Annotated in this window: 17 protein-coding genes; 4 read left to right on the forward strand and 13 right to left on the reverse strand. The window is 51.9% G+C overall.

The annotated features are described in order from the left end of the window. Positions 1-27: 27 nt before the first annotated feature. The 13 genes from THINI_RS22230 to THINI_RS22290 all read right to left on the reverse strand — a co-directional run bounded on the left by THINI_RS22230 (position 28) and on the right by THINI_RS22290 (position 13,929). A complete protein-coding gene (locus THINI_RS22230) occupies positions 28-1,749 on the reverse strand; it encodes a sulfotransferase family protein (protein ID WP_050988104.1) in 1,722 nt (573 codons plus the stop codon). A gap of 15 nt (positions 1,750-1,764) precedes the next feature. Beyond that, positions 1,765-3,105 carry a coproporphyrinogen-III oxidase family protein gene (locus tag THINI_RS22235; RefSeq protein ID WP_002710737.1) on the reverse strand — a complete coding sequence of 447 codons (1,341 nt, stop codon included), beginning with the start codon at positions 3,103-3,105 and terminating at the stop codon, positions 1,765-1,767. 13 nt (positions 3,106-3,118) lie between these two features. After that, complete coding sequence (locus tag THINI_RS22240; protein WP_002710738.1) at positions 3,119-3,382, reverse strand: acyl carrier protein; 264 nt, start codon at positions 3,380-3,382, stop codon at positions 3,119-3,121. Between the two features lie 14 nt (positions 3,383-3,396). Beyond that, a complete protein-coding gene (locus THINI_RS22245; RefSeq protein ID WP_081485922.1) occupies positions 3,397-4,845 on the reverse strand; it encodes a class I adenylate-forming enzyme family protein in 1,449 nt (482 codons plus the stop codon). A 6-nt stretch (positions 4,846-4,851) separates the two neighbouring features. Further along, on the reverse strand, positions 4,852-5,424 hold the full coding sequence (locus THINI_RS22250) for a chorismate--pyruvate lyase family protein (protein ID WP_002710740.1): 573 nt from the start codon (positions 5,422-5,424) through the stop codon (positions 4,852-4,854). A 15-nt stretch (positions 5,425-5,439) separates the two neighbouring features. Further along, positions 5,440-5,685, reverse strand: a complete 246-nt coding sequence (locus THINI_RS22255; RefSeq protein ID WP_040839715.1) for a type I phosphoribosyltransferase — start codon at positions 5,683-5,685, stop codon at positions 5,440-5,442. A 41-nt stretch (positions 5,686-5,726) separates the two neighbouring features. Continuing rightward, entirely contained in the window at positions 5,727-6,656 is a 930-nt protein-coding gene (locus THINI_RS22260) for a sulfotransferase domain-containing protein (RefSeq protein WP_002710742.1), read from the reverse strand. Next, positions 6,649-7,983: a C45 family autoproteolytic acyltransferase/hydrolase gene (locus THINI_RS22265; protein ID WP_040839718.1), complete on the reverse strand. Its 1,335-nt coding sequence runs from the start codon at positions 7,981-7,983 to the stop codon at positions 6,649-6,651. The genes THINI_RS22260 and THINI_RS22265 overlap by 8 nt, the downstream gene beginning before the upstream one ends. Positions 7,984-8,003: 20 nt before the next feature. Then, positions 8,004-9,893 carry an ammonium transporter gene (locus THINI_RS22270; RefSeq protein ID WP_002710744.1) on the reverse strand — a complete coding sequence of 630 codons (1,890 nt, stop codon included), beginning with the start codon at positions 9,891-9,893 and terminating at the stop codon, positions 8,004-8,006. Positions 9,894-9,900: 7 nt separating this feature from the next. Continuing rightward, entirely contained in the window at positions 9,901-10,752 is an 852-nt protein-coding gene (locus THINI_RS22275; RefSeq protein WP_002710745.1) for a substrate-binding periplasmic protein, read from the reverse strand. Continuing rightward, positions 10,749-12,563: an ABC transporter substrate-binding protein gene (locus tag THINI_RS22280; RefSeq protein WP_169314651.1), complete on the reverse strand. Its 1,815-nt coding sequence runs from the start codon at positions 12,561-12,563 to the stop codon at positions 10,749-10,751. The genes THINI_RS22275 and THINI_RS22280 overlap by 4 nt, the downstream gene beginning before the upstream one ends. A gap of 47 nt (positions 12,564-12,610) precedes the next feature. After that, a complete protein-coding gene (locus tag THINI_RS22285; RefSeq protein WP_002710747.1) occupies positions 12,611-13,573 on the reverse strand; it encodes a prohibitin family protein in 963 nt (320 codons plus the stop codon). Positions 13,574-13,707: 134 nt separating this feature from the next. Beyond that, on the reverse strand, positions 13,708-13,929 hold the full coding sequence (locus THINI_RS22290) for a hypothetical protein (RefSeq protein ID WP_002710748.1): 222 nt from the start codon (positions 13,927-13,929) through the stop codon (positions 13,708-13,710). A 191-nt stretch (positions 13,930-14,120) separates the two neighbouring features. On the opposite strand from THINI_RS22290, the gene THINI_RS22295 reads away from it, so the two are divergent. The 4 genes from THINI_RS22295 (at position 14,121) to THINI_RS22310 (ending at position 19,782) form a co-directional block, all read left to right on the forward strand. Next, positions 14,121-14,717 carry a YcjF family protein gene (locus THINI_RS22295; protein WP_002710749.1) on the forward strand — a complete coding sequence of 199 codons (597 nt, stop codon included), beginning with the start codon at positions 14,121-14,123 and terminating at the stop codon, positions 14,715-14,717. Positions 14,718-14,770: 53 nt separating this feature from the next. Beyond that, complete coding sequence (locus THINI_RS22300) at positions 14,771-15,322, forward strand: YcjF family protein (protein WP_169314652.1); 552 nt, start codon at positions 14,771-14,773, stop codon at positions 15,320-15,322. 2 nt (positions 15,323-15,324) lie between these two features. Continuing rightward, positions 15,325-16,383 (forward strand): ABC transporter substrate-binding protein, encoded by a 1,059-nt coding sequence (locus THINI_RS22305; protein ID WP_002710751.1) that lies wholly within the window; start codon positions 15,325-15,327, stop codon positions 16,381-16,383. A gap of 555 nt (positions 16,384-16,938) precedes the next feature. After that, a complete protein-coding gene (locus THINI_RS22310; RefSeq protein ID WP_002710752.1) occupies positions 16,939-19,782 on the forward strand; it encodes a 2-oxoglutarate dehydrogenase E1 component in 2,844 nt (947 codons plus the stop codon). The last annotated feature ends 6 nt before the right edge of the window (positions 19,783-19,788 follow it).

Consider the following 19,788-nt stretch of genomic DNA (forward strand, 5'->3'; position numbering starts at 1 on the left):
CGTATTCTCCATTCCATTCTAATGGGGTTATTCAGCAGCCTGCACCGGGAGGGTGTTCAGTAAATGCAGGTGCTTTTTCCATTTGTCTTGTTGGGGTGAACTTAACGTCAGGCGGGAAACCGGCAAACCATTTTCGCAACGGCTCTGAATGACTTGATCCCACGCCAGACCAGCAAAGGCGGCAAATTGGCGGATAAGGGTTCCGGGTTGGGTAATCAGGTCATGGTAATCAATCCCCATCCAGTCCTGTTCAGGTAGTTGCGCAAGGTCATCCCGGATGATCCGGTTGCTGATGTTCCATTGTTGGCAGGCAATCTCGGCGATATTGCGGTCGTGTAATGTTTGCCAGCCGGGTATCAGCAGGAAACTCCAGTGGCGGCTGGCAAACCCCGGCAGGTCACGATAGGCAACAAAGCGCTGTGAGCGCCAGCCGTCAATCAGGCTGCTGACATTGCTGCGAAAATCCCGTTGCAAATAGACAAACAGGGCATCGGGAAACAATGCCTTGATAAAGGGGATACGCAAGGCGTTTTTCGGTGTTTTTTCCAGAAAACGGATACCGGTCGGCCGTTGTTCTGCCGGTAAGGTTAGGTAGTATCGCTGCTCACGGTCTTGCAACTTGCCGGTAAACGCTTGTAGCAGTTGTCCACGCACACTCCCGGTGGCATCTGCTGCCTCCAGCCGGTTGGAGGCGAATCCGTGGTCACGCGGATGCAGGCCGGGAATGTCTTCCAGCAAAGCGTGGTTCTCTTCGCCGGTACTCCAGATTTCCTGAAATTGCGACAGGGTTTCAAACAGCAAAGTGCTCCCGGCACGCGGCGCTGAAACAATGAAGACCGGGCGCTCAAAGCGGGGAACGAGTTCCAGGCTGCCAACCTGAAATTGCTGGCGACGGCGGGCTTTTAGCAGTACCTGACGGTTAACACGGCGCGGGGCGGGTGGAAACAGGTTTAACTGGCTGGTAATGATTTTTAATGCCTGTCCAACTGCTTGCTGGTCTTCCGTTGGTAGTGTTTTGCCAGCGGTATTTGCCAGCGGCAGCAGTTTGTCGCGGAACATATTCAAGGCTGACTGGTACGACCATTCGCCTGCGTAGTTGTCACCAAACTGTACGTAATCGTGTTGCCAGCGCTGCAGAAAGCTTTCGCTGTATGCCGTGAGCGCCTGCGGGCCGGCTTCATCCAGACAAGGCAGGCAATGCGTCAGCACGGTATCCAGGTACTGCCCAACCTGTGCGGGCGAGAGTACCGCCAGTCTGGGGGGAACCACATTCAGCCGGATTGGCTCAGGTGCTGCCAGCGGTTGCGGAGGCAGGCCGGTCAAATCAAATAAGCCAGCACTTGATCCTGGTTCCTCTCCCTCTGGCAGGGGCGGCGGGGGGGTGAGGGTTTCCGTCTCCAGCAACAAACAGGCTGTATCAGTCAGTAACACAAAATGGGTCTGGTAAAAAAGCCCATGAGCCTCATTCTGATACAGCGGGCTGGCTGGGGAGGCAGTGCCTGTCTGACGAAACAGGCAAACACGCCCCAGGGGAGGAACCACGCAACCTAGCAGGGCTTGCAGGTTAGGGCAGGCTTGCAGGTGTTTGCTGGGCTGCAAGCTGCCCGACATGGGTAAATCCTGACCATCAAAACCACCGACTGACACCAGTAGTACCGGCTTGTCAGTCGTGGCAACCTGCTGCAAACAGGTTTCAGCTTCCCGCCGTAGTGCCGCCGCAAAGTCTGCTGGCCAATCATTTGTCTGCATGGCGTTTTGTTTGCTTTAACCCAGTTCCTGCAAGGCACGACCCAATTGCTTGCCGACATAATCCCCGTGCAGGATGCCTTTGCGGGTCATGACCAGTTCGGTCGGTTTCTCTCCGCCGTTCAGGGTAATAAAGCCGTTCTCCTGCAACTCATTAACCATCGGCGCGCACAGCTTTTCCAGGCGATAGCCGGTGGCCTGCTGGAAGAAATCCAGATCCAGCTTCATCAGCTTCATGCCTACCAGAACGGTGCGCACCATTTTGTCCTGACAGGTCAGCTTATGGCCGCGGTTGACTGCAAAATGCCCGGACTCAATGGTTTGCATGTATTTTTCCGGGTCGTTGGAATTCTGGAATAATTGGTCGCCGATTTTACCGAATGCCGAAGTGCCCAGCGGCAGGTAATCTTCGCCCCGCCACAGGCTGGGGGCATGCACATGCGGATAATCACCATTTTTGGTGTAGGCGAAGAAGCTCCATGGTTTGTAGTTGGCTTTTTCAAAGGCATCTACCGCGTACTCAAAGTAGCGGAGTTCTTCATCGTCATCCGGCAGACGGATTTTGCTCTTGCGCAGGTCGCGGAAATACTGGCTGTTGGCATAAACCTCGGTCTTGTAAACGGTAATGCTGGCTACGCCGGTTTCCAGGGCACGATGGACGCTGTTTTGCCAGGTTTCCATGGTTTCACCCGCCAGGCCGCTCATCAGGTCGATATTGACGTTGGGCACGACGCTTTGCGCGATGTTGATCGCCTTGATAACGCGGTCAACCGTATCCTTGCGCTGGGTATGCTTGACTACATCATCATCCAGCGATTGCACGCCCATGCTGATACGGGTTACGGGAATCGGCAGGTCACGGAAGGCATCCGCCGTCTTTTGCGTCATGGAAACCGGTTCACCTTCTATCGTGAATTCAGCATTGGGCATAATGTGGTTGAAATTATCCCTGATTCCCTGGGTAATACGCTCCAGTTGTTCACGTTGCAACATGGTCGGGGTACCGCCACCGAAATAGATGGAGCGGATAGGGCGATCCTTCAGGTTGTAGCGTTCCGCCGCCATGGCCATTTCCTGACACAAGGCATCGGCGTAACGGTTCATTTCATCGCGTTTGGCGCCGGTAACAACGCGGTAATAGCAATACGAGCATTGCTGGGCGCAAAATGGGATGTGCACGTAAATATTCAACGGTTCCCGCGACATTACGTCCGTTTCATTCAGGGGGTTCCACTGGGTCGGATTGGGGTAATTGGTAATAAAACCGCGACGGCTGCCTTCCAGGTTGGTAATAAAGCCACGGCGGGAAACCTGTTTCAGTTCCTGTTTGATTGGGGTAATAGGGGTAATAACAGTCATGGGGGGGTGCTCCTTAAGCGGCGGCGGCAGACATTTTGCCAGCAACAAACGCGCTCAGTGTATTCAGGCTCTGGAATGGCTCCATGCCCAGCTCGTCATCGGAAAATTCAAAGGCAAATTTTTCTTCGATAATACTGATGAATTCCATGACGGCGACCGAATCCAGGCCGACACCACCTTCCAACAGGCTGTCATCTTCCTGGATGCTGTCTTCACTAACATTGACATCCAGTTCGTTGGCGATAATGTGTTTGAGGCGCTCAGTTATTTCGTTCATGGCTTAAGTTCCTGTTATTCCTTGATATGTTGTTGAAGAATGCGACGGTCGACCTTGCCGCTGGGCGAGAGTGGCAAGGTTTTTTGCAGGATGATTTCATCGGGCACTGCATAGCGGGGCAAATATTCAAAGCAGGCCTGACGGATGGATTCCGCAGTAACGGGTTGCTCTTCGGGTGTGTTTTTTCCAGCGATACAAAAAGCGTACAGCTTCTGACCGCGTACAGTTTCCTCGTCGCTACACAGCACTACGGCCTGTTCTACGGTATGGGTGCGTAACAGGGCGTTTTCCACATCAGCAAACTGTACCAGAAAACCGGCACGGTTGGTGCTGTCGCTCTGACGCCCAAGCAGTTCAATACGCCCGTCATCCAGCTGGCGGGCGACATCGCCGGTATTGTAAGGGTGTGTACTCACTGGCAGTGTTTCACCCCGGCTATTAAGGTAGCCGTCAAAGCCGTAAGGATGCAGGCAGTGCAATGCCTGACTATCCGGCTCAATAAGCATTGCCACGCTGGACAGGGGCAATAGGCGGTTAGGCCGGTCGCCATCCAGATGGGCAACCGTGGTAGCCGCCGCGCCCATTTCAGTACTGCCATACAGGTTGGTCAACAGACCAAAGCGTTCGCGGTATTCCTCATAAAGCTTTTCCGGGAAAGCAGCACCAGCGCTGATCGTGCGGGTAAACGCCTGCTTGCTGCGCCGACCTTTCAGCAGCATGGTTGCCAGGGTCGGGTTCAGGTACACCACATCCGGCTTGAAGCTGCGCTCATTTTCCAGAAAGCGCAGGATATTGGTATTGGCCTGCACATTGATACTGGCCCCGGCCAGCAGTGACGGGATAAAACCGGCACCCAGACCGTACATGTGGAAGACCGGCACTGCAATGGTTACGCGTGAGCTTGCCTTCAGCCCAAAACGCTCAGTACAGTTGGCGGCATTACCCAGCAGTTTGGCATGGCTGAAACGCACAATTTTGGCATCGCCCATGCTACCCGAAGTGCGTAATAACAACAGGCGTTCGCCGTGGGTCTGGATGTTTGCAAATGCCTGCGGGTCGTATTGCTCATGCGGGTAGCTATGGAGCAAATCAGCAATACTGCCGGTGTTGGTTTCACCGTTGGCAACGGTGAGGTGTGTTTTGCAGAATGCGGGGATGTCAGGTTTGAACCCCGGTTCCTTTAACGGGCTGGCTTCCGGTGGCAGTAACAGCAAGTGTTGCCCCCGGTAAAACAGGCTGAGCATAACCAGAAGGGCAGCGGTGGTATTCTGACACTCAAAGGCGATGCATTCGTCATGCTGGATGCCTAATGCCTGTAGGCGCTTTTCCACTGCTTGCAGATAAGCCGGTAGCTCCTGATAGCAGACCTGTGTGCCGAGATCACCCAGGGTGTTGCTGCCCAGGCTTGCTGTCCGGGTCAGGCCATCCAGCAAGGCGGCGAATGATGTCGTAGGCATTGGCATGGGCAATCAGTTTCTGAAAAAGAGGTTGGGAAAGGTTTCGGTAATAATCATGATCAGCTTGCCACCGGAATATACGCTATAGGTACGTGAGATTACCTGATCCTGGGGGGTGATGCGGAAATGGTCGGCCAGTTCCGCACCAGCCGCACGTTGTTCAAAGTCGAGAATGCTTTTGAAGGTTTCGACCTGGTATTTTTCCCACAGGCAGCCAATGGGTTCCCGCGAACCCAGCAAATCGGTGCGGAACCCTTGATTAAGATGGTTGAGGAGAACGGTAGATTCAGCGTGTACCCAGTTATTAAGCGAGCTTTGACCCTGTAACAGGATTTCCCGCTGCATGACCGGTTCAATCCCCTGATCCAGCCAGGGCTGATGGTGGGCAAAGACCTGCTGAAAATCCGGTTCAATTTTTTCGTACAGCTTTTTGACCTTGATTTTTTCTTCCAGATATTGCTCCAGCATTTCGGTTACAGTGCCATCTGTTACCAGCAGCAGGCGCTGAAAACGGCTCAATCCGACGGGCATCTGTTTGTCCGGCATACGCCGTTGGGTCAGGAATAATGGGTTAGGCACGGTCATGGTAGATACCTCGCGTTATCCAAATGTGTAGCCAAACAAATCAATGTCTTCAGCAAAATGGTCTGCGACCAGTTTTTGGGTATGGGCATCGTAGTAGTCACGATAATCCTTGTGATGACTGTAATTACGTTTTGGCAAGCGGGCGCTAATGCCGAGCCTGTCTTGCGCCATTATATCCAGCGCCTGATTCACTGCTGCGGCAGAATACAGTTCATCAGCTTCAGTCATTGCTTGCCTGGCTTGTGCGGGGGTTATATCCATGTTTTTTTGCTTAAGTGTTGTGACGATTGGTAGGGGCAGGCTTATGTGTCGATTCGAAGAGGGCGGATACACGGGTTCACCTCATGCATGTTCCCTTCCTGGCCGATATGCCCGCCATGGTGCAGCCATTCCGCACAGGCAGGTTCCAGCTTTTGTGCAGCCATTGCTTCATAACGTTCCAGTTGTTTGTCGGTCAGCAAGTCTTTCCAGCGACCGTTGGTTCCCTTGTTTATCAGGCCGGTTTTTTGCTTGTTTTTGTTGGGCGAACCCAGTTTCCCAGCCAGTTCCAGATTGCGCATGTATTCCAGGGAAGAATAGTCGCAAACCCTGTCACAAACCGATGCATTCCATTCGCAACCAAGGAAACGGGCAAGCCTTTCCGCTTCGATGGGCTTGTTGTTGATCAGGTCGCTGTAGTGTATGAGCAGTACATTGGGCTGGTGACGCACCTGCCACCAGTGATTGACATTTTCCCAGAAATCCCAGCGCGGCTTGCCGGTTTCCACCCACTGGTCCCAGAATTTGCCAAAGTCTGCCGGAATGTTATGGACAGGGGGGATGGGTTTGCCAATGGCTGCAAACTCTTCCGCCATGGTACGGATATGGTTGTACAGCGACAGGCCGACATCGCGCCCGTCACGCGCCAGATAGATGTATTTCCATTCCTCACGCCAAGGCAGGGCTTGTGGGTGGAGATGGGTTTTCAGGAAACGCGGGGAGGGCAGGGTTTCGATTGCTTCCGGTGGTGGCGCGTGCAGGCTGGACTCCACCCAGGGGCTCAGGTTGCGCATGGTGTCAAAATCCTTGTCGCCATGCAGCAGCAGGTTCACGACCTGCTGGGTCAGGGTAGTGCCCGCCTTGTAACAGGTGGCGATAATGATGTCACCCGCACGGGGAACAACGTGATCCCAATAGGTAGAATCACGTAACGGGTCTTGTACGATATGGCGCGTACTGAAAGTATTATCCATCCCTGAATCCATCTGAGGGTGGGCGGGAGTGCAGGCTTACCCACACGGTTATGCCCAGTAATAGTAATATCGCCAGCCAGGCAAGCCAGATACTGCTGATGCCTTTGCTGCCGTTATCCAGGCTTTCCCCGTTTTGGGCCAGCAAATCCAGGTAGGGTTGATGAACAGGCGCTAGAGGTGCTTTACCGCTAACCGGGGCGGTGTATAAATAAAGGCTGTTGTCGGCTGGCAGGAAAACCATGGATTGCAGTGTTTCATCGTTGAAAATCTCATAGCTCCTGTTGGAGGTGTCGAACAGCAGGGCAGATATGGCATTGCCATTTGCCGGTTGGGTGGCACTGAATCCAGCAAGCGTACGCAAGCGCTGCCAGCGCACCACATCGTTGGCATCCTTGCAGTTATCAGGCAGGGTCGCCAGCAGGTGGCAATCGACCAGCGCGATTTGTTGCGGCTTTTCCCATTGCCGGTTGGTACGTAGCGGGCTGCTCCAGAGGCGGATCTGGGCAATACCGCCTGCCGGGTATTCAAGTACCTGCACGCTACGTTTGTCTGCCATCAGGATATTGTTACTGAAGCTGTAAGTTTTGTATTGCAGGTCAGCCGACGCCCTGGTAACGGAGGATGATTTTTCCAGCGCCCGGCGCAGTTCAAATACGCTGGAACTCAGACCTTTATCGGGCATGTTGACGGAACGGTAAGGCGAATAAGGTTCTGCGCCAAACAGGGATAAAAATAATCCCTGACTATTGAAGCCGCTCATGACAGAGACAATGCCTGCAAAACCGATATTGACGATGCTGCGGTCGTCGTATTCATAAACGGTAATGGCTTGCAGGCTGCGTAATTCGGGGGAACTGTTCCAGTCCAGGTTGCGCCCGACAATCGGCCCGTTTTCCGCCGATGCCTTGCCGAAGGCACCGAATCCCGAACCGTTCGGCGCAAAGCCCAAGTCGGGCAACAGGTTCAGGATGCGGTATTCATCCAGTGACAGTTGGCCGTCACCGGGCGTGCTGTCGCGGGCCAAAGACCATGCGCCCGCCACGCCCTTGAGTTCTTCCTGATATTCCGGTTCCAGCTGCGCCAGTATGGCGGGAAGGTATTTGTGCACAGTTTCATCGAAAGCTGCTGGACTGAACAGGGCTGCCAGATGAGCGTCGTAACGGCGTTCAATATCGGGAAACAGGGCTTTGGCCTGACGGCCTGTTTCCAGCCCGGTTTGCAGCGGAGGGTGTTCTGTTGCATCAATGCGCATGACCGGAATTTTTCCGTCGTCGTCGGCAACTGCCACGGTATTCAGCGACAGGAGGAAAGCGAGAAGGTGGGTCATGCATCTGTACAGGTGTTTTCTCATGCTGTCTGCGGTTGTTTTTTGCGGAACGCCAGCAGCAGCATGGCGACATGCCCGGTAACAATGCTGTAGGCCAATGCGGTGGCGATGCCCTGCGCCTGTGTCACCAGTTGAGTGAAATCAGGTGCACCGAAGGTATTTTCCGAGCCGAACAGGGCGAAGCTTAAAGCCCCCCAGATACCCGCAACACCGTGGATGGCAACCAGATAAGCCGGTCGTACCTGCCAGCTTTGTTTGAGAACAATTTTGCGCAACAGGCTGTAAGCCAGGTTCTGTAGCAATCCGGCAATGGCACCAATGGTCAGGGCTTCAATAAATGTCACACTTTGGGCACAGGCAGCGATGGCAACCAGACCACTGACAAAACCACCTAATGCACGTGCAATCTGGCTTTTGTCCGTATGGAAAAAGACATAATGCATAAAGGCTGTTATGCCGCCAGCACTACCCGCCAGTCCTATATTCAGCACGACACCGGGAATTTGTTCGCTGGAAATCGGCAGGGTTCCGGTCGTGAAGCCAATCCAGCTTATCCACAGAAGCAAGGTTGCACTAGCGGAATACACCGGGTCATCAAATTCCTTGTCTGCTTGTTGTGGTGGTGGGGACGATTTACCTAATTTCCATACAATGGTGAAGGCAAACCACGCCGCCACTGTATTGATGGTGACTGCGCCTGCCTGATCCACAAACCCGGCTCCTTCCAGCCAACCTTTGTTGGTAGGGATGAAATAGCTTGACCAGCTCCAGTGACCAAAGATTGGTATCAGAACGACGCCGACGAATAAAGCCAGAACCAGATGCGCAACGCTGGAAAGTTGCCTGCCGACAGCAATGTAAACGATCATGGCGGCCAACATGGCAAAACCGCTTTGGTAGAGCACAAACTCATTAAACGGCGTGACAGGTTGCCGGTTAGTATTGATGGGTTCCAGCAAGTAATTGGTTGTTCCAATCAGGCCGGAGCTGGATTCGCCGTACATTAAGCCAAAACCGACAGCAAAATAGCCCAGAAATACGCCAAGACAGACCAGTAGTATGCCCTGGTGTTGCTGGGTTCCATCCATCAAAGGCCTGTAATTGTCACGATTGCTGGAGAGCACGAATGCTACAGGGGAGAAGAACACCAAGATAATGGAAAGCATAATCCACAGGCGATTCAGATCACTACCGATAACCAGCTTGAGTTCCTGTTTCTGATCAGAGTTCTTGACGCTATCCAGTGCTTTGGAAAATTGGTCTACCTCGTCATTCATGCTGCTGATCTGAATCAGTATTTCATACAGACGGATGGAGTTGTCCTCGATCAGGGACTTTTGTGAACTCAGGTCGGCAGCATTGGCCTTGATGTCGCGGGTGGCAGACAACAAACCCTCGGTCAGGTTAGTGATACTTTTGGTATTGGCAGCTACACCGGTGCGGCTTTCATCGAGGCCAGTGTAAGCCTGCTTAATTTTTTCGTCAATCAGGCTGATCCCGTCGCGGATAGTTTGCACATTATCACGCGTAAGGCTGGTGGTTTCCTTACTGTTTTCAATCTCGTTGCGCAGAGACTCCAGCGTCTGCTGGATGACTTCGATATTAGCCATGCTGTCTTCGATTTGAGACTCGGCGTTTGGCTCCGGTTCAGAAGCCGCCGGGGGCTGGGAATCTGAATTTGTATCAGTCTGTTCAGTGGATGGGTTTTGCACATCCTTATCCGCTGCTGGTTCTGCCTGCTGCTGTTCAGTGGTTTCAGTGGGCGTATCGCTTTCAGCACTTTGCCCGGTAGATTCCGCTTTCTTTTCTGCCAAGGCAGTAGGGGCGATAAGCATAACCAGCAGATACAGCGCGAACATTGCCAAGTAACGTGTAAGCAGGGAAGAAGAGTGGTTTACAGTCGTTTGCATGGTGTCCTCAATCGTTCGGAACTGGTGTTATGGCAGTCGTCGATGCCGACTTTTCGGGCTGCGGCTTGCGTTCATCCGTTTGCTGCTTATCCAGTAAGCTGGAACAGGATGCTATCTTACCGCTGGCCTTAATGGCCTTTTCAAGACTGCTCAATAACGCTTGGTCACGTTCCCTTACCGCCAAGGTCATGCTGGTTGCAGGGAAATCGGGTTTGCCAACGGCGCTACTCATCAAGCGGGCCGGGTTGGTTTGACTGGCCAGTGCTGTTTTAGCGACTCTGGCCTGAAAAAAAGCCTCATCGGTGAACAAGGCGTCAATTCTTCCGGATACCAGGTCAAATACACCGCTTTCAAGCGTAAGGTAAGGGTGTATTCTGGCCAGGCTGCTGTATTCGTCCAGTAGGTACAGATGTAACAGGGAGCCATGACCCACGCCTATGGTTGTGCCTTTGAAGTCCTCCGCTTTTTTACGTGCATCGTTCTGCCGCTGGAGGAATAATGGTTTAATTTCGCATAGAGGGGATGTTAGCTTGATGTGGTCAACATCGGGCACAACAAATGAATCAATAATAAGCATGCCTTGTATCCGGTAGGTCTGTAAGTCTGTCAGCAGTTGCTCGGATTCGCCAGCCACATATTCACAGTCTGCCTTGATTTGGCTGCATAACGTGTTGAGCCTCTCTATCAGGATACCTTTAGGTCGCTTTTCCTTGTCCAGATACGTGTAAGGTTGACGGTTTTGGACAATGCCTATATAGAGTTTTGTTTTTTCAGTGGTTTTATCCAGGGCATGAGAGGCCATGGGCAGCATGCAGAGCAAACACCAGATTGCCAGGCTGATAGTGGATAACGTTTTCATTGCGTCGAGCCTCCCCGTATGAGCGGTGAGTCCGAATACAGGTAGTTATCTGGCGATAGCTCCAGAATTGGTTGTTCAGAAAAGCCTTGATATTGCAGATTGTGTAAATTAACAGTGAGTTCTGGCAGGTTTTTCAAACGTTCGGCGAATTCGTGTACCTTCAGCCCTTTGAGCAGGCTGCTATAGACGTGCATACCGCTGATCCCTTGGGCATCAACATCCGTCCGTTTGGTTAGGACCAGGCTTATGTTGGGGTCGGTATTCCGTTCATCCAGAGAGATGGCAGGTATTTTGAAAAAGGTCAGGCTGCTGTTGAGCCGTTCCTGCAATTTACTGTCGATACCGTGGAAACTTGGGGCAAGCAGGGCATCGGTGTTCAGTGACAGTGTACCGTAGCAGGCCAGAAGGGCCCGTTCTGTCTCTTTGTTGTCCAGCAGGGAAAAAGGCACTTCGCAACCAACGATGCTTAGCTTGTGCTGGTTTTCCAGTGTTTGCAGCAGTTCGTACCCGGAAGCTTTACGGCCATCTTCCGTGTTTTCATAGATGATACCTATACGATTGAATTTCAGGATGTTCTGTGCAAGCTCCAGCAGATACGTATTATGTTCATCATCATGCATCCGGCGGGTAAAGGCTTTGGGAAAGTTTGTCTGGGTTTTCTGATTTTGCGTAAAGCGGTCAATCAGGTAAGGGACATGGATAGCGGGCATATCCTGCCAAGCCTGTTCCTGCCAGACTTTGAAAAAGTATTTTTTACCATTTACGTCACCATACTCATCAAAGGCGTGGATACCCGTAACACCGACCCAGGCAGGCATGTAATGCAAGGTAGTACTTAACAGTGGGGGGAGTGTGGAACCGGCTTTTTCAATGGCGGCCGCCAGTAACATGACGGAATCGTACCCCTGTGCGGCGTTGTAGTCTGGTTCTGTCTGGTATTTTTCCTGATATTGACGGATAAACTGCCGGGTAACCGGGTTGCCTTCATCCGGATGGTAAATGGAAGGGATAATGGTATTTTCGGCGGCACTCCCAGCGTTGTCCGTATAAGCTGTCTGATTCAGGCTGTTGCTACCGAGAATAGGTTCCTGTATGCCCATTTCCCGCAGTTGTTTCGCCATTAATGCTGCAGCCGGGGCGGAAGAGGCAATAAATATCGCGTCAAAGGATTCGTTATTGAATTGTGAAATAATCGGGCGGTAATTGCTGTCTTTCTCAAAGAAGGAGGAACTCTTCACCAGCTTGATGCCTTGATTAATAGCGGCATCTTCGAATAGGAAGGCGGTTTCCCTATTCAGGTCATCCCGTGCGTATAACGTCACAACTCGTTGATAACCAAGTGTTTTTGCCACGCTTGCGAGCTGGTCGGCCATGACTTCATTACTGGGAATCATGCGGAACACGTACTGGAAACTGTGTCCGGTCAGATTTTTGGCCGTGGCAAACGGCGTCATGAAAACAACCTTGCTGTGTTCATAAATCGCCGAGGCAGGCACAGCAATGCTGGAACGGCGATGCCCCAGGACGGCAGCCACTCTCGGATTGGCAACAACACGCCGGATCATGGATTTTGTTGCCTCAAATGTATCGCCTTCCTGCTCAATATGAACTTTCAGGTTACGCCCGAGCAATTTTCCCTCGCGCCGGTTGATTTCTTCTGCTGCCAGCAAAATCCCGTTAAGAAGCTTGTCATTATCTCCCGGTGTCTGCATGGCGACAATTTCAATATTGCCCTGCTCCTGCTGGGATAATGCCAGACGCTGCTCTCCCATGCCTTCAAAGTCCGGGCTGCACCCACTCAGCAGACCCATGACCAATAGCCAGACAGCAAGTAACCAGATGGGGTAGCCGCGTGTCATCATGGGCTACTTGTCTGTGAGGGGGGATTTATTTTCTTGTCGTCGTCGGCAGGCGCTCCAGATGCGTTACTGGCAGATCCGTCAGGTGGTGTAACCGGAGACATCTGATCCGTATTCAGGATAATGGGCAGGCCGCTTTTACCGCTGCCTATCACGACGACTTTCGCATTCGGGGATTTAGCCAGCTCCTGGGTTGCCTCGATGCCCCTATGTAGCAGGATGGACTCGGTCAGGGATTCATTGATGACCGCGTGATATTCCTTGATACCACCTGCTTCGATTTTCAGGCGTGCCGCTTCCTCTTCAGCCGTTTTTTTACGGAACTCATAAGATTTCATGAGTTGTTCCTGCTTCAGCTTGTCTTCGATGGCGGTCACGATGTCCGGCGGAAGCGTAATGCTACGGATGATAATGTCTTCCACTTCCACGTAGTTTCGTCCGACTTCATCCAGGGCTGTGAGGATCGCGTTCGTGAGTAGCCCGGCCTCATTGGTGTAAATTTGCTCGGCAGTATAATTGCCCAGTTGTTTACGCATGACCGACTCAATCTGGGGCAGAATGACCCGTGTCAGATAATCTGGCCCGATGCGCTGATGAAGGATGCCCAATAGCTCGTATTCAGGCCGGTAACGGATAGCCAGTGATAAATGTACGCTCAGACCTTTATTGGTAATGACATCGAACTCGTGATACGCAACTTGCTTACGCACTTCATATATGTAGACTTTATCGAGTGGGCTGAAAATGTGTATGCCTTCCCCGTAAATCTTGTCGATTTCCGTACCACTGAAACGCCGGAACAGAATGGCGGCTTCACCGGGATTGACGGTAATGATAATGCGTTGCCAGAAAAAAACGAAAATGAGAGCCGTAAGCAGAAACAGGATAATCAGCCATGGCAATTTACGTCGAAGCCAGTGTTTCAAGTGAGTACTGGCACTGGCAGTTTCATTGCTCTCCACAAGAACACTCTGCTGTTGTTTTCAGAATGGATACCGCAAGTGAGTTGGGGTGTTTTTGGTCACTGGTCAGTATACAAAAACTCCCGCCTGAGAGTACTACAAGCGGGAGTGTAGATATCTTAATACCCGGTTGATCAGGCGGCAGCTGGTGCTGCCTGCACAAGCGCAATATCCTTTTTCTTGAACATCTTGCCAACAGCATAGTAGGCACTCACCCCCAGCAATGCCCCACCCGCAGCAGCCATGCCCATGGGGTGGGCCAAGGCAAATGCCTTGACTGCGGTACCAACGTTAGCCAAGGAATTACCAACAGAGGCCAGTGAGCCACCCGCAGCAGTTGCTACTTCAGTTTCCATGATCGTCTCCTTAACATCGCTCGATTTTGATGAAGCTATATTATCGAGTTGGGCTAAAATTTAAGTCAAGCTGAGGAGCGGGATGAATTGTTAAGTTTTGTTAAGTCGCCTGTCAGGAGGGTGTCCGGGCGGGTAGCTATGATAAAATCTTTGGCTGTTATTGTTTCCCGATGAAATGGAGATGTTTTCCCATGGCAGAAGAAATTGTGGTAGAGCCTGCTACTGAACGTCAGGTCGATCCTGAGGTGGAAATGGCTGCCGTCAATACGGAAGTGTGTGATATTGAAGCTAACAATATCGTCAAGAACCACATCATTGCCAGTATGGCCATGGGTTTAGTACCTGTTCCCCTATTTGATTTGGCGGCACTGGTTACAACCCAGATGAACATGTTGCGCAGCCTGAGCGAACATTATGGTGTCCCGTTTGGCGACAGTGATAGCAAATCGTTGGTTACCTCGCTGGTCAGTGGCTCTTTACCGGTTTTGGGGGTGGTGGGACTGAGCAGCTTCGCCAAACTGATTCCAGGTGTGGGTACGTTGGTGGGTAGTGCGAGCCTGAGCATCAGTGCGGGTGCCGTCACGTATGCAGTAGGGCAAACATTCATCATGCACTACGAAGCTGGCGGAACCCTGGAAAATTTTGAACCCAAACAAGCGCAGGCATTTTTTAAGCGGGAGTTTGATAAAGGCAAAAGTTTTGTGCAGGAAATACGTGATGAAATCAAAGGGTCGGCCACTGCCACTCATGCAGGGTCAGAAGAAGAACAGAATGTGGTGAAAGCCTGATTATATTGGATAAAAATACGCCAGTGCCAGATCAGGATAACATTTGCGAACCCTTGTCAGATGATTCTGATCTGGCAAGGCAATCCAATGCTGTGTATTTGGCCGCAGCAAAATGCAAAAGTCGCCGGGAAAAAGCGGACGGTATCATCAAGTCCAACGTGATTCAGGCAGTGATGATGGGGTTGATACCCCTGCCGGTGCTGGATGTGGTTGCCCTGACCAACATTCAGTTCAAAATGATGGATGATCTGGTCAAATTATACGGTATTCGCTACACAAAAATTGAAAGATCCATTGTGAAATCCTTTCTTCTAGGAATGCTGCCCGTTGCAACTGTTACAGGATTAAGCAGTGTACTCAAGTTAATGCCTGGAATAGGCTCCTTTACCGGTAGTGCAAGCGTTTCCGTTAGTGCTGGAGGTTTGACCTATGCAACCGGCAGGGTATTCGCTCACCATTTTGAGGGCGGTGGCACACTGGATGATTTTAACCTGGAAGAGGCCAAGCGCCGGTTTCGTCAGGAATTGCGTCGAGGACGGGAGGTAGCCCGTGAACTATCAAGCAGAAAACAGTTGCCATCACCAGCAGACGGACGGACGGACTAGTCATGTTCAAGATTTTTTTCATTAGCCTTATCGCGACTGTTATGTGTAGCAAATCTGTACATGGACAGGATGTTTTTACCCAAGAGCCAGAGGAAAAAGTCATTGTTTACAACTGGTCAGATTATATCCCTGAAGGTGTATTGAAGGCATTTACCCAAGAGACAGGCATCAAGGTAGAGTATTCGACCTACGATAACAATGAAATCATGTATACCCGTTTAAAGCTTCTCAAAGGGCGTGGTTATGATGTGTTGGTACCTTCTACTGTGCTGGTGTCCAGAATGGCGAATGAGGGCTTGTTACAAGCTTTGGACCACAACAAACTCAAACACTTTGGCGAGCTGGATCCAAACCTGTTGGACAAGCCTTATGATCCGAATAATACGTTCAGTGTACCTTATCTCTGGGGGACAACGGGTATTGGCATTGATACAGACAAAGTAGATAAAAGTCAGGTTAAACGCTGGGCTGATTTATGGCTCAAGCAGTGGAAAGGCAGGTTACTGTTGACTGACGATATGCGTGAAGTTTTTCACATGGCCCTACTGGTAAACGGTCACTCTGGTGATACGAATAATCCTGAAGAAATCAAACTGGCTTATGAAAAGCTGAGTACCCTGATGCCGGGAGTTAAAGTTGTAAGTGGTTCCCCGAGTGCTGAATTTCTTTCCGGTAATGTTGATATAGGCTTAATCTGGAATGGTGAAATCACAATCAGCAAAGAAGAAAAGCCGTCTTTGGAATATATTTATCCAGAGGAGGGCGTTAATGTCTGGATTGATAGTTTCGTTATTCCTGCCCGTGCAACTAATGTCGACAACGCTCACCAGTTTATTGATTACATGTTACGCCCTGAAGTAGCCGCGCGATGTGTACAGGAACTGGGTTACGCGACTCCCAGTCTAAAGGCCAGAGAATTACTGGACGCAAAGTTGAGGAATAACCCCGTGATATTTCCTCCCGCCGAAGTGCTGGCCGATGCCGAGTTCCAGGCAGATGCCGGCAGTGAGGCCATGGAACTTTACCGGCTTTACTGGGATAAATTGAAAGTCGGTGAGTGAATCAAGTTATGTTTGCCCCAGCCATTCGCCATTCATAAATACCCACTACGGGATGCCTCCAGCAGGTGGCAGAGGGTTTTCAGCTTGAATTGGTGCTGTGTTCCCGAATAAAGGCGTACTTCACTTGGGCTGTTTCGCAAAGTACGCGCTGGCTTTTTTAGGATAGCCATCTCTTCCTCCGCTACCACTCCCGCACATTTGCGCGCTGTCATAGGCTCCGGCATAACCCTTCCGTTGCAAATCCGTGTACAGGCGTTGGGCCGTGCGCCGTTGCGCAGGCGGCTTCCCTGTTTCGGCTACTCATGGCGGCGGATCTTGCCGATGGTTTCCATGCATAACACTCCAGGTTGCTACACGATTTTTTGCATTATTACTCTGACATTGTTGACACTTTACCGCTATAATGTCGACAATACGATAAGAAAATAACAAGGTTTGGCCTGTTTTTCTAGGATTCTACGTATCGTGAAACACAGAAGTGTCGACAATGCGTATTTTTCTATACCTCGTCAAACCTGCAATAACGGATATTTACCCATCAAGTAGGTTGGAAACATGAACAAAGGAGAAGGGCAGGCCATGGCCTGGAATGCGGATACACAACTGGACGGCAACAGCGTTATCTATCTGGAGGAAATGTACGAGCGTTACCTGCAAGAGCCGGGCGCGGTTCCGGCAAGCTGGCAGCAGTATTTTGACGGTTTGCCGCAGGTCAACGGCCATGACCGCGACACTCGCCATTCGCTGGTGAAAGATTATTTCCGCGCCTACGCAGCCAAACCGCAAGCGTATGCAGTCGCCGCCAGCAATTCTGTCGATATGGAGCATGAGCGCAAGCAGGTCAAGGTGCTGCAACTGATCAACGCCTACCGCGTTCAGGGCCATTTTCATGCCTGCACCAATCCGCTGGATGAAAGTGCCCCCCGCTTTGTCAAGGAACTGACTCTGGAATACCATTCCCTCAGTCAGCAGGATCTGGATACTTCATTCAATACCGGCTCCCTGTTCACCTCAGATCAGATGAAATTGCGCGATATTATCGCCCAGTTGGAAGCCACCTACTGTGGTTCAATCGGTACACAATACATGCACACGACCAGTACCGATCAGAAACGCTGGATTCAGCAACGCCTGGAATCCATCCGCGCCACCCCTTCTTTTGCTAAGGAGGCGAAGCTTGATATTCTGGATCGCCTGACTGTTGCCGAAGGTCTGGAACGTTATCTGCATACTAATTATGTTGGCCAGAAACGCTTCTCTCTGGAGGGGGGGGAAAGCCTGATTCCGATGTTGAATTCCATGATCCTGCACGCTGGCAAGAACGGGGCAGTGGAAATGGTTATCGGTATGGCGCACCGTGGCCGCCTGAACGTGCTTGTCAATATCCTGGGCAAGTCGCCTGCGATGCTGTTCAGTGAGTTTGAAGGCAAGTATGCTGATACTGGCCGTACCGGTGACGTTAAATACCACATGGGTTACGCTTCCGACCTGAAAACGGAGGGTGGCCCGGTGCATGTGGCGATGGCTTTCAACCCATCCCACCTGGAAATCGTCGGGCCGGTGGTGGAAGGGGCAGTACGCGCCCGTCAGGATCGCTGGGCTGAAAACGGTTACGAAAAAATTGTACCGGTCGTCTTGCATGGTGATGCCGCATTTGCGGGGCAGGGCGTCAATATGGAAATGCTGCAAATGGCCGATACCCGTGGTTATCGCACCCATGGCACTATCCATATCGTTATCAACAATCAGGTTGGCTTTACCACCAGTGCCGCTATTGATGCGCGTTCCACTTATTACTGTACCGACATCGCCAAAATGGTTGATTCGCCAGTTTTCCATGTCAATGGGGATGATCCTGAAGCGGTGGTGCTGATTACCCAGCTGGCAATGGATTACCGGAACCATTTCAGAAAGGATGTGGTCATCGATCTGGTTTGCTACCGTCGTCATGGTCACAATGAGGCTGATGAGCCATCTGCTACCCAGCCGGTGATGTACCGCAAGATTCGTTCCCTGCCGACAACCCGTGAGCGCTATGCGCAAAAGCTGGTAGCTGAAGGCGTGATTACGGAAGATGGAGCCAAGGAACTTGTTCAACGTTGCCGCCAGCAGCTGACAGATGGTATTCCAACCGTACCTCACCTGTTGGGCAAGGATGAAGTCCAGAATCCTCACCCTGTCAACTGGAAGCGCTTTGTCAATGGCTCCTGGGATATGCCAGCCGATACCACCATTGATGTGGAAACCATCCGCCACTTGGGTGAAAAACTTACGGTTGTACCCGAGGGCTTTAAACTCAATTCCCGCGTTGCACGCATTGTCGCCGACCGGAAGAAAATGGCCGCAGGCGAACAGGCGATGGACTGGGGCTTCTGCGAAAATCTGGCTTACGCGACCCTGATAGAAGAAGGTTTCCCCATCCGCTTGTCAGGTGAAGACTGTGGTCGTGGCACCTTCTTCCATCGCCATGCTGTCTTCCATGAGCAGGACACGGGTGAAACCTATGTGCCGCTGAAAAACCTGTCTCCGGCACAGCTGCCATTCGTGGTCATCGACTCACTGCTTTCCGAAGAGGCGGTACTGGGTTTCGAATACGGCTATGCCACCACCGAAGCCAATACCCTGACGATCTGGGAAGCGCAATTCGGTGACTTCGCCAACTGCGCGCAGGTTGTGATCGACCAGTTCATCAGTTCCGGTGAGCAGAAGTGGGGCCGTTTGTGTGGTCTGGTCATGCTGCTGCCGCACGGTTTTGAAGGCCAGGGGCCGGAACACTCTTCCGCGCGTCTGGAACGCTATTTGCAGCTGTGTGCGCAGAACAACATGCAGGTTTGCGTACCGAGTACCCCGGCGCAGGCATTCCACATGCTGCGTCGCCAGATGATCCGCGAGTACCGCACACCACTGATCGTGATGACGCCGAAAAGCCTGCTGCGCCATCCGATGGCAGTGAACACGATCGAAGACCTGACCGAACGCGGCTTCCAGAACGTCATCGGCGAAATCGACCCGATTGACCAGGAAAAGGTAACCCGTCTGGTCATGTGTAGCGGCAAGGTGTATTACGACCTGCTGGAAGCACGCCGTAAGGCTAATCTGGAACATGTCGCCATTGTGCGCATCGAACAGTTATACCCGTTCCCGGAAGTGGATATGTGCGCCATGCTCAGGCGCTACCCGAACGCCGACACTTTCATCTGGTGTCAGGAAGAGCCGCTCAACCAGGGTGCATGGCTGAGCATCCAGCCATCGTTACGCGAGGTGCTGGGCGCAATGGCCTTGCTGGAAGTGGCCAGCCGCCCGGCTTCCGCTTCGCCTGCGGTGGGTAGTGCAAAAGTTCATGCTGCACAGCAGCAAAAATTAGTGGATACTGCGCTGGGAAGAATTGTTGAATCATGAAGGAAG

The organism is Thiothrix nivea DSM 5205 (assembly GCF_000260135.1).
Taxonomy (GTDB): Bacteria; Pseudomonadota; Gammaproteobacteria; order Thiotrichales; family Thiotrichaceae; genus Thiothrix; species Thiothrix nivea.

Excerpts from the sequence above, each read along its gene's own strand:
- THINI_RS22230 (WP_050988104.1), bottom strand. The coding sequence starts at position 1,749 with ATGCAGACAAATGATTGGCCAGCAGACTTTGCGGCGGCACTACGGCGG.
- THINI_RS22235 (WP_002710737.1), bottom strand. The coding sequence starts at position 3,105 with ATGACTGTTATTACCCCTATTACCCCAATCAAACAGGAACTGAAACAG.
- THINI_RS22240 (WP_002710738.1), bottom strand. The coding sequence starts at position 3,382 with ATGAACGAAATAACTGAGCGCCTCAAACACATTATCGCCAACGAACTG.
- THINI_RS22245 (WP_081485922.1), bottom strand. The coding sequence starts at position 4,845 with ATGCCAATGCCTACGACATCATTCGCCGCCTTGCTGGATGGCCTGACC.
- THINI_RS22250 (WP_002710740.1), bottom strand. The coding sequence starts at position 5,424 with ATGACCGTGCCTAACCCATTATTCCTGACCCAACGGCGTATGCCGGAC.
- THINI_RS22255 (WP_040839715.1), bottom strand. The coding sequence starts at position 5,685 with ATGGATATAACCCCCGCACAAGCCAGGCAAGCAATGACTGAAGCTGAT.
- THINI_RS22260 (WP_002710742.1), bottom strand. The coding sequence starts at position 6,656 with ATGGATAATACTTTCAGTACGCGCCATATCGTACAAGACCCGTTACGT.
- THINI_RS22265 (WP_040839718.1), bottom strand. The coding sequence starts at position 7,983 with ATGACCCACCTTCTCGCTTTCCTCCTGTCGCTGAATACCGTGGCAGTT.
- THINI_RS22270 (WP_002710744.1), bottom strand. The coding sequence starts at position 9,893 with ATGCAAACGACTGTAAACCACTCTTCTTCCCTGCTTACACGTTACTTG.
- THINI_RS22275 (WP_002710745.1), bottom strand. The coding sequence starts at position 10,752 with ATGAAAACGTTATCCACTATCAGCCTGGCAATCTGGTGTTTGCTCTGC.
- THINI_RS22280 (WP_169314651.1), bottom strand. The coding sequence starts at position 12,563 with ATGGGTCTGCTGAGTGGGTGCAGCCCGGACTTTGAAGGCATGGGAGAG.
- THINI_RS22290 (WP_002710748.1), bottom strand. The coding sequence starts at position 13,929 with ATGGAAACTGAAGTAGCAACTGCTGCGGGTGGCTCACTGGCCTCTGTT.
- THINI_RS22295 (WP_002710749.1), top strand. The coding sequence starts at position 14,121 with ATGGCAGAAGAAATTGTGGTAGAGCCTGCTACTGAACGTCAGGTCGAT.
- THINI_RS22305 (WP_002710751.1), top strand. The coding sequence starts at position 15,325 with ATGTTCAAGATTTTTTTCATTAGCCTTATCGCGACTGTTATGTGTAGC.
- THINI_RS22310 (WP_002710752.1), top strand. The coding sequence starts at position 16,939 with ATGAACAAAGGAGAAGGGCAGGCCATGGCCTGGAATGCGGATACACAA.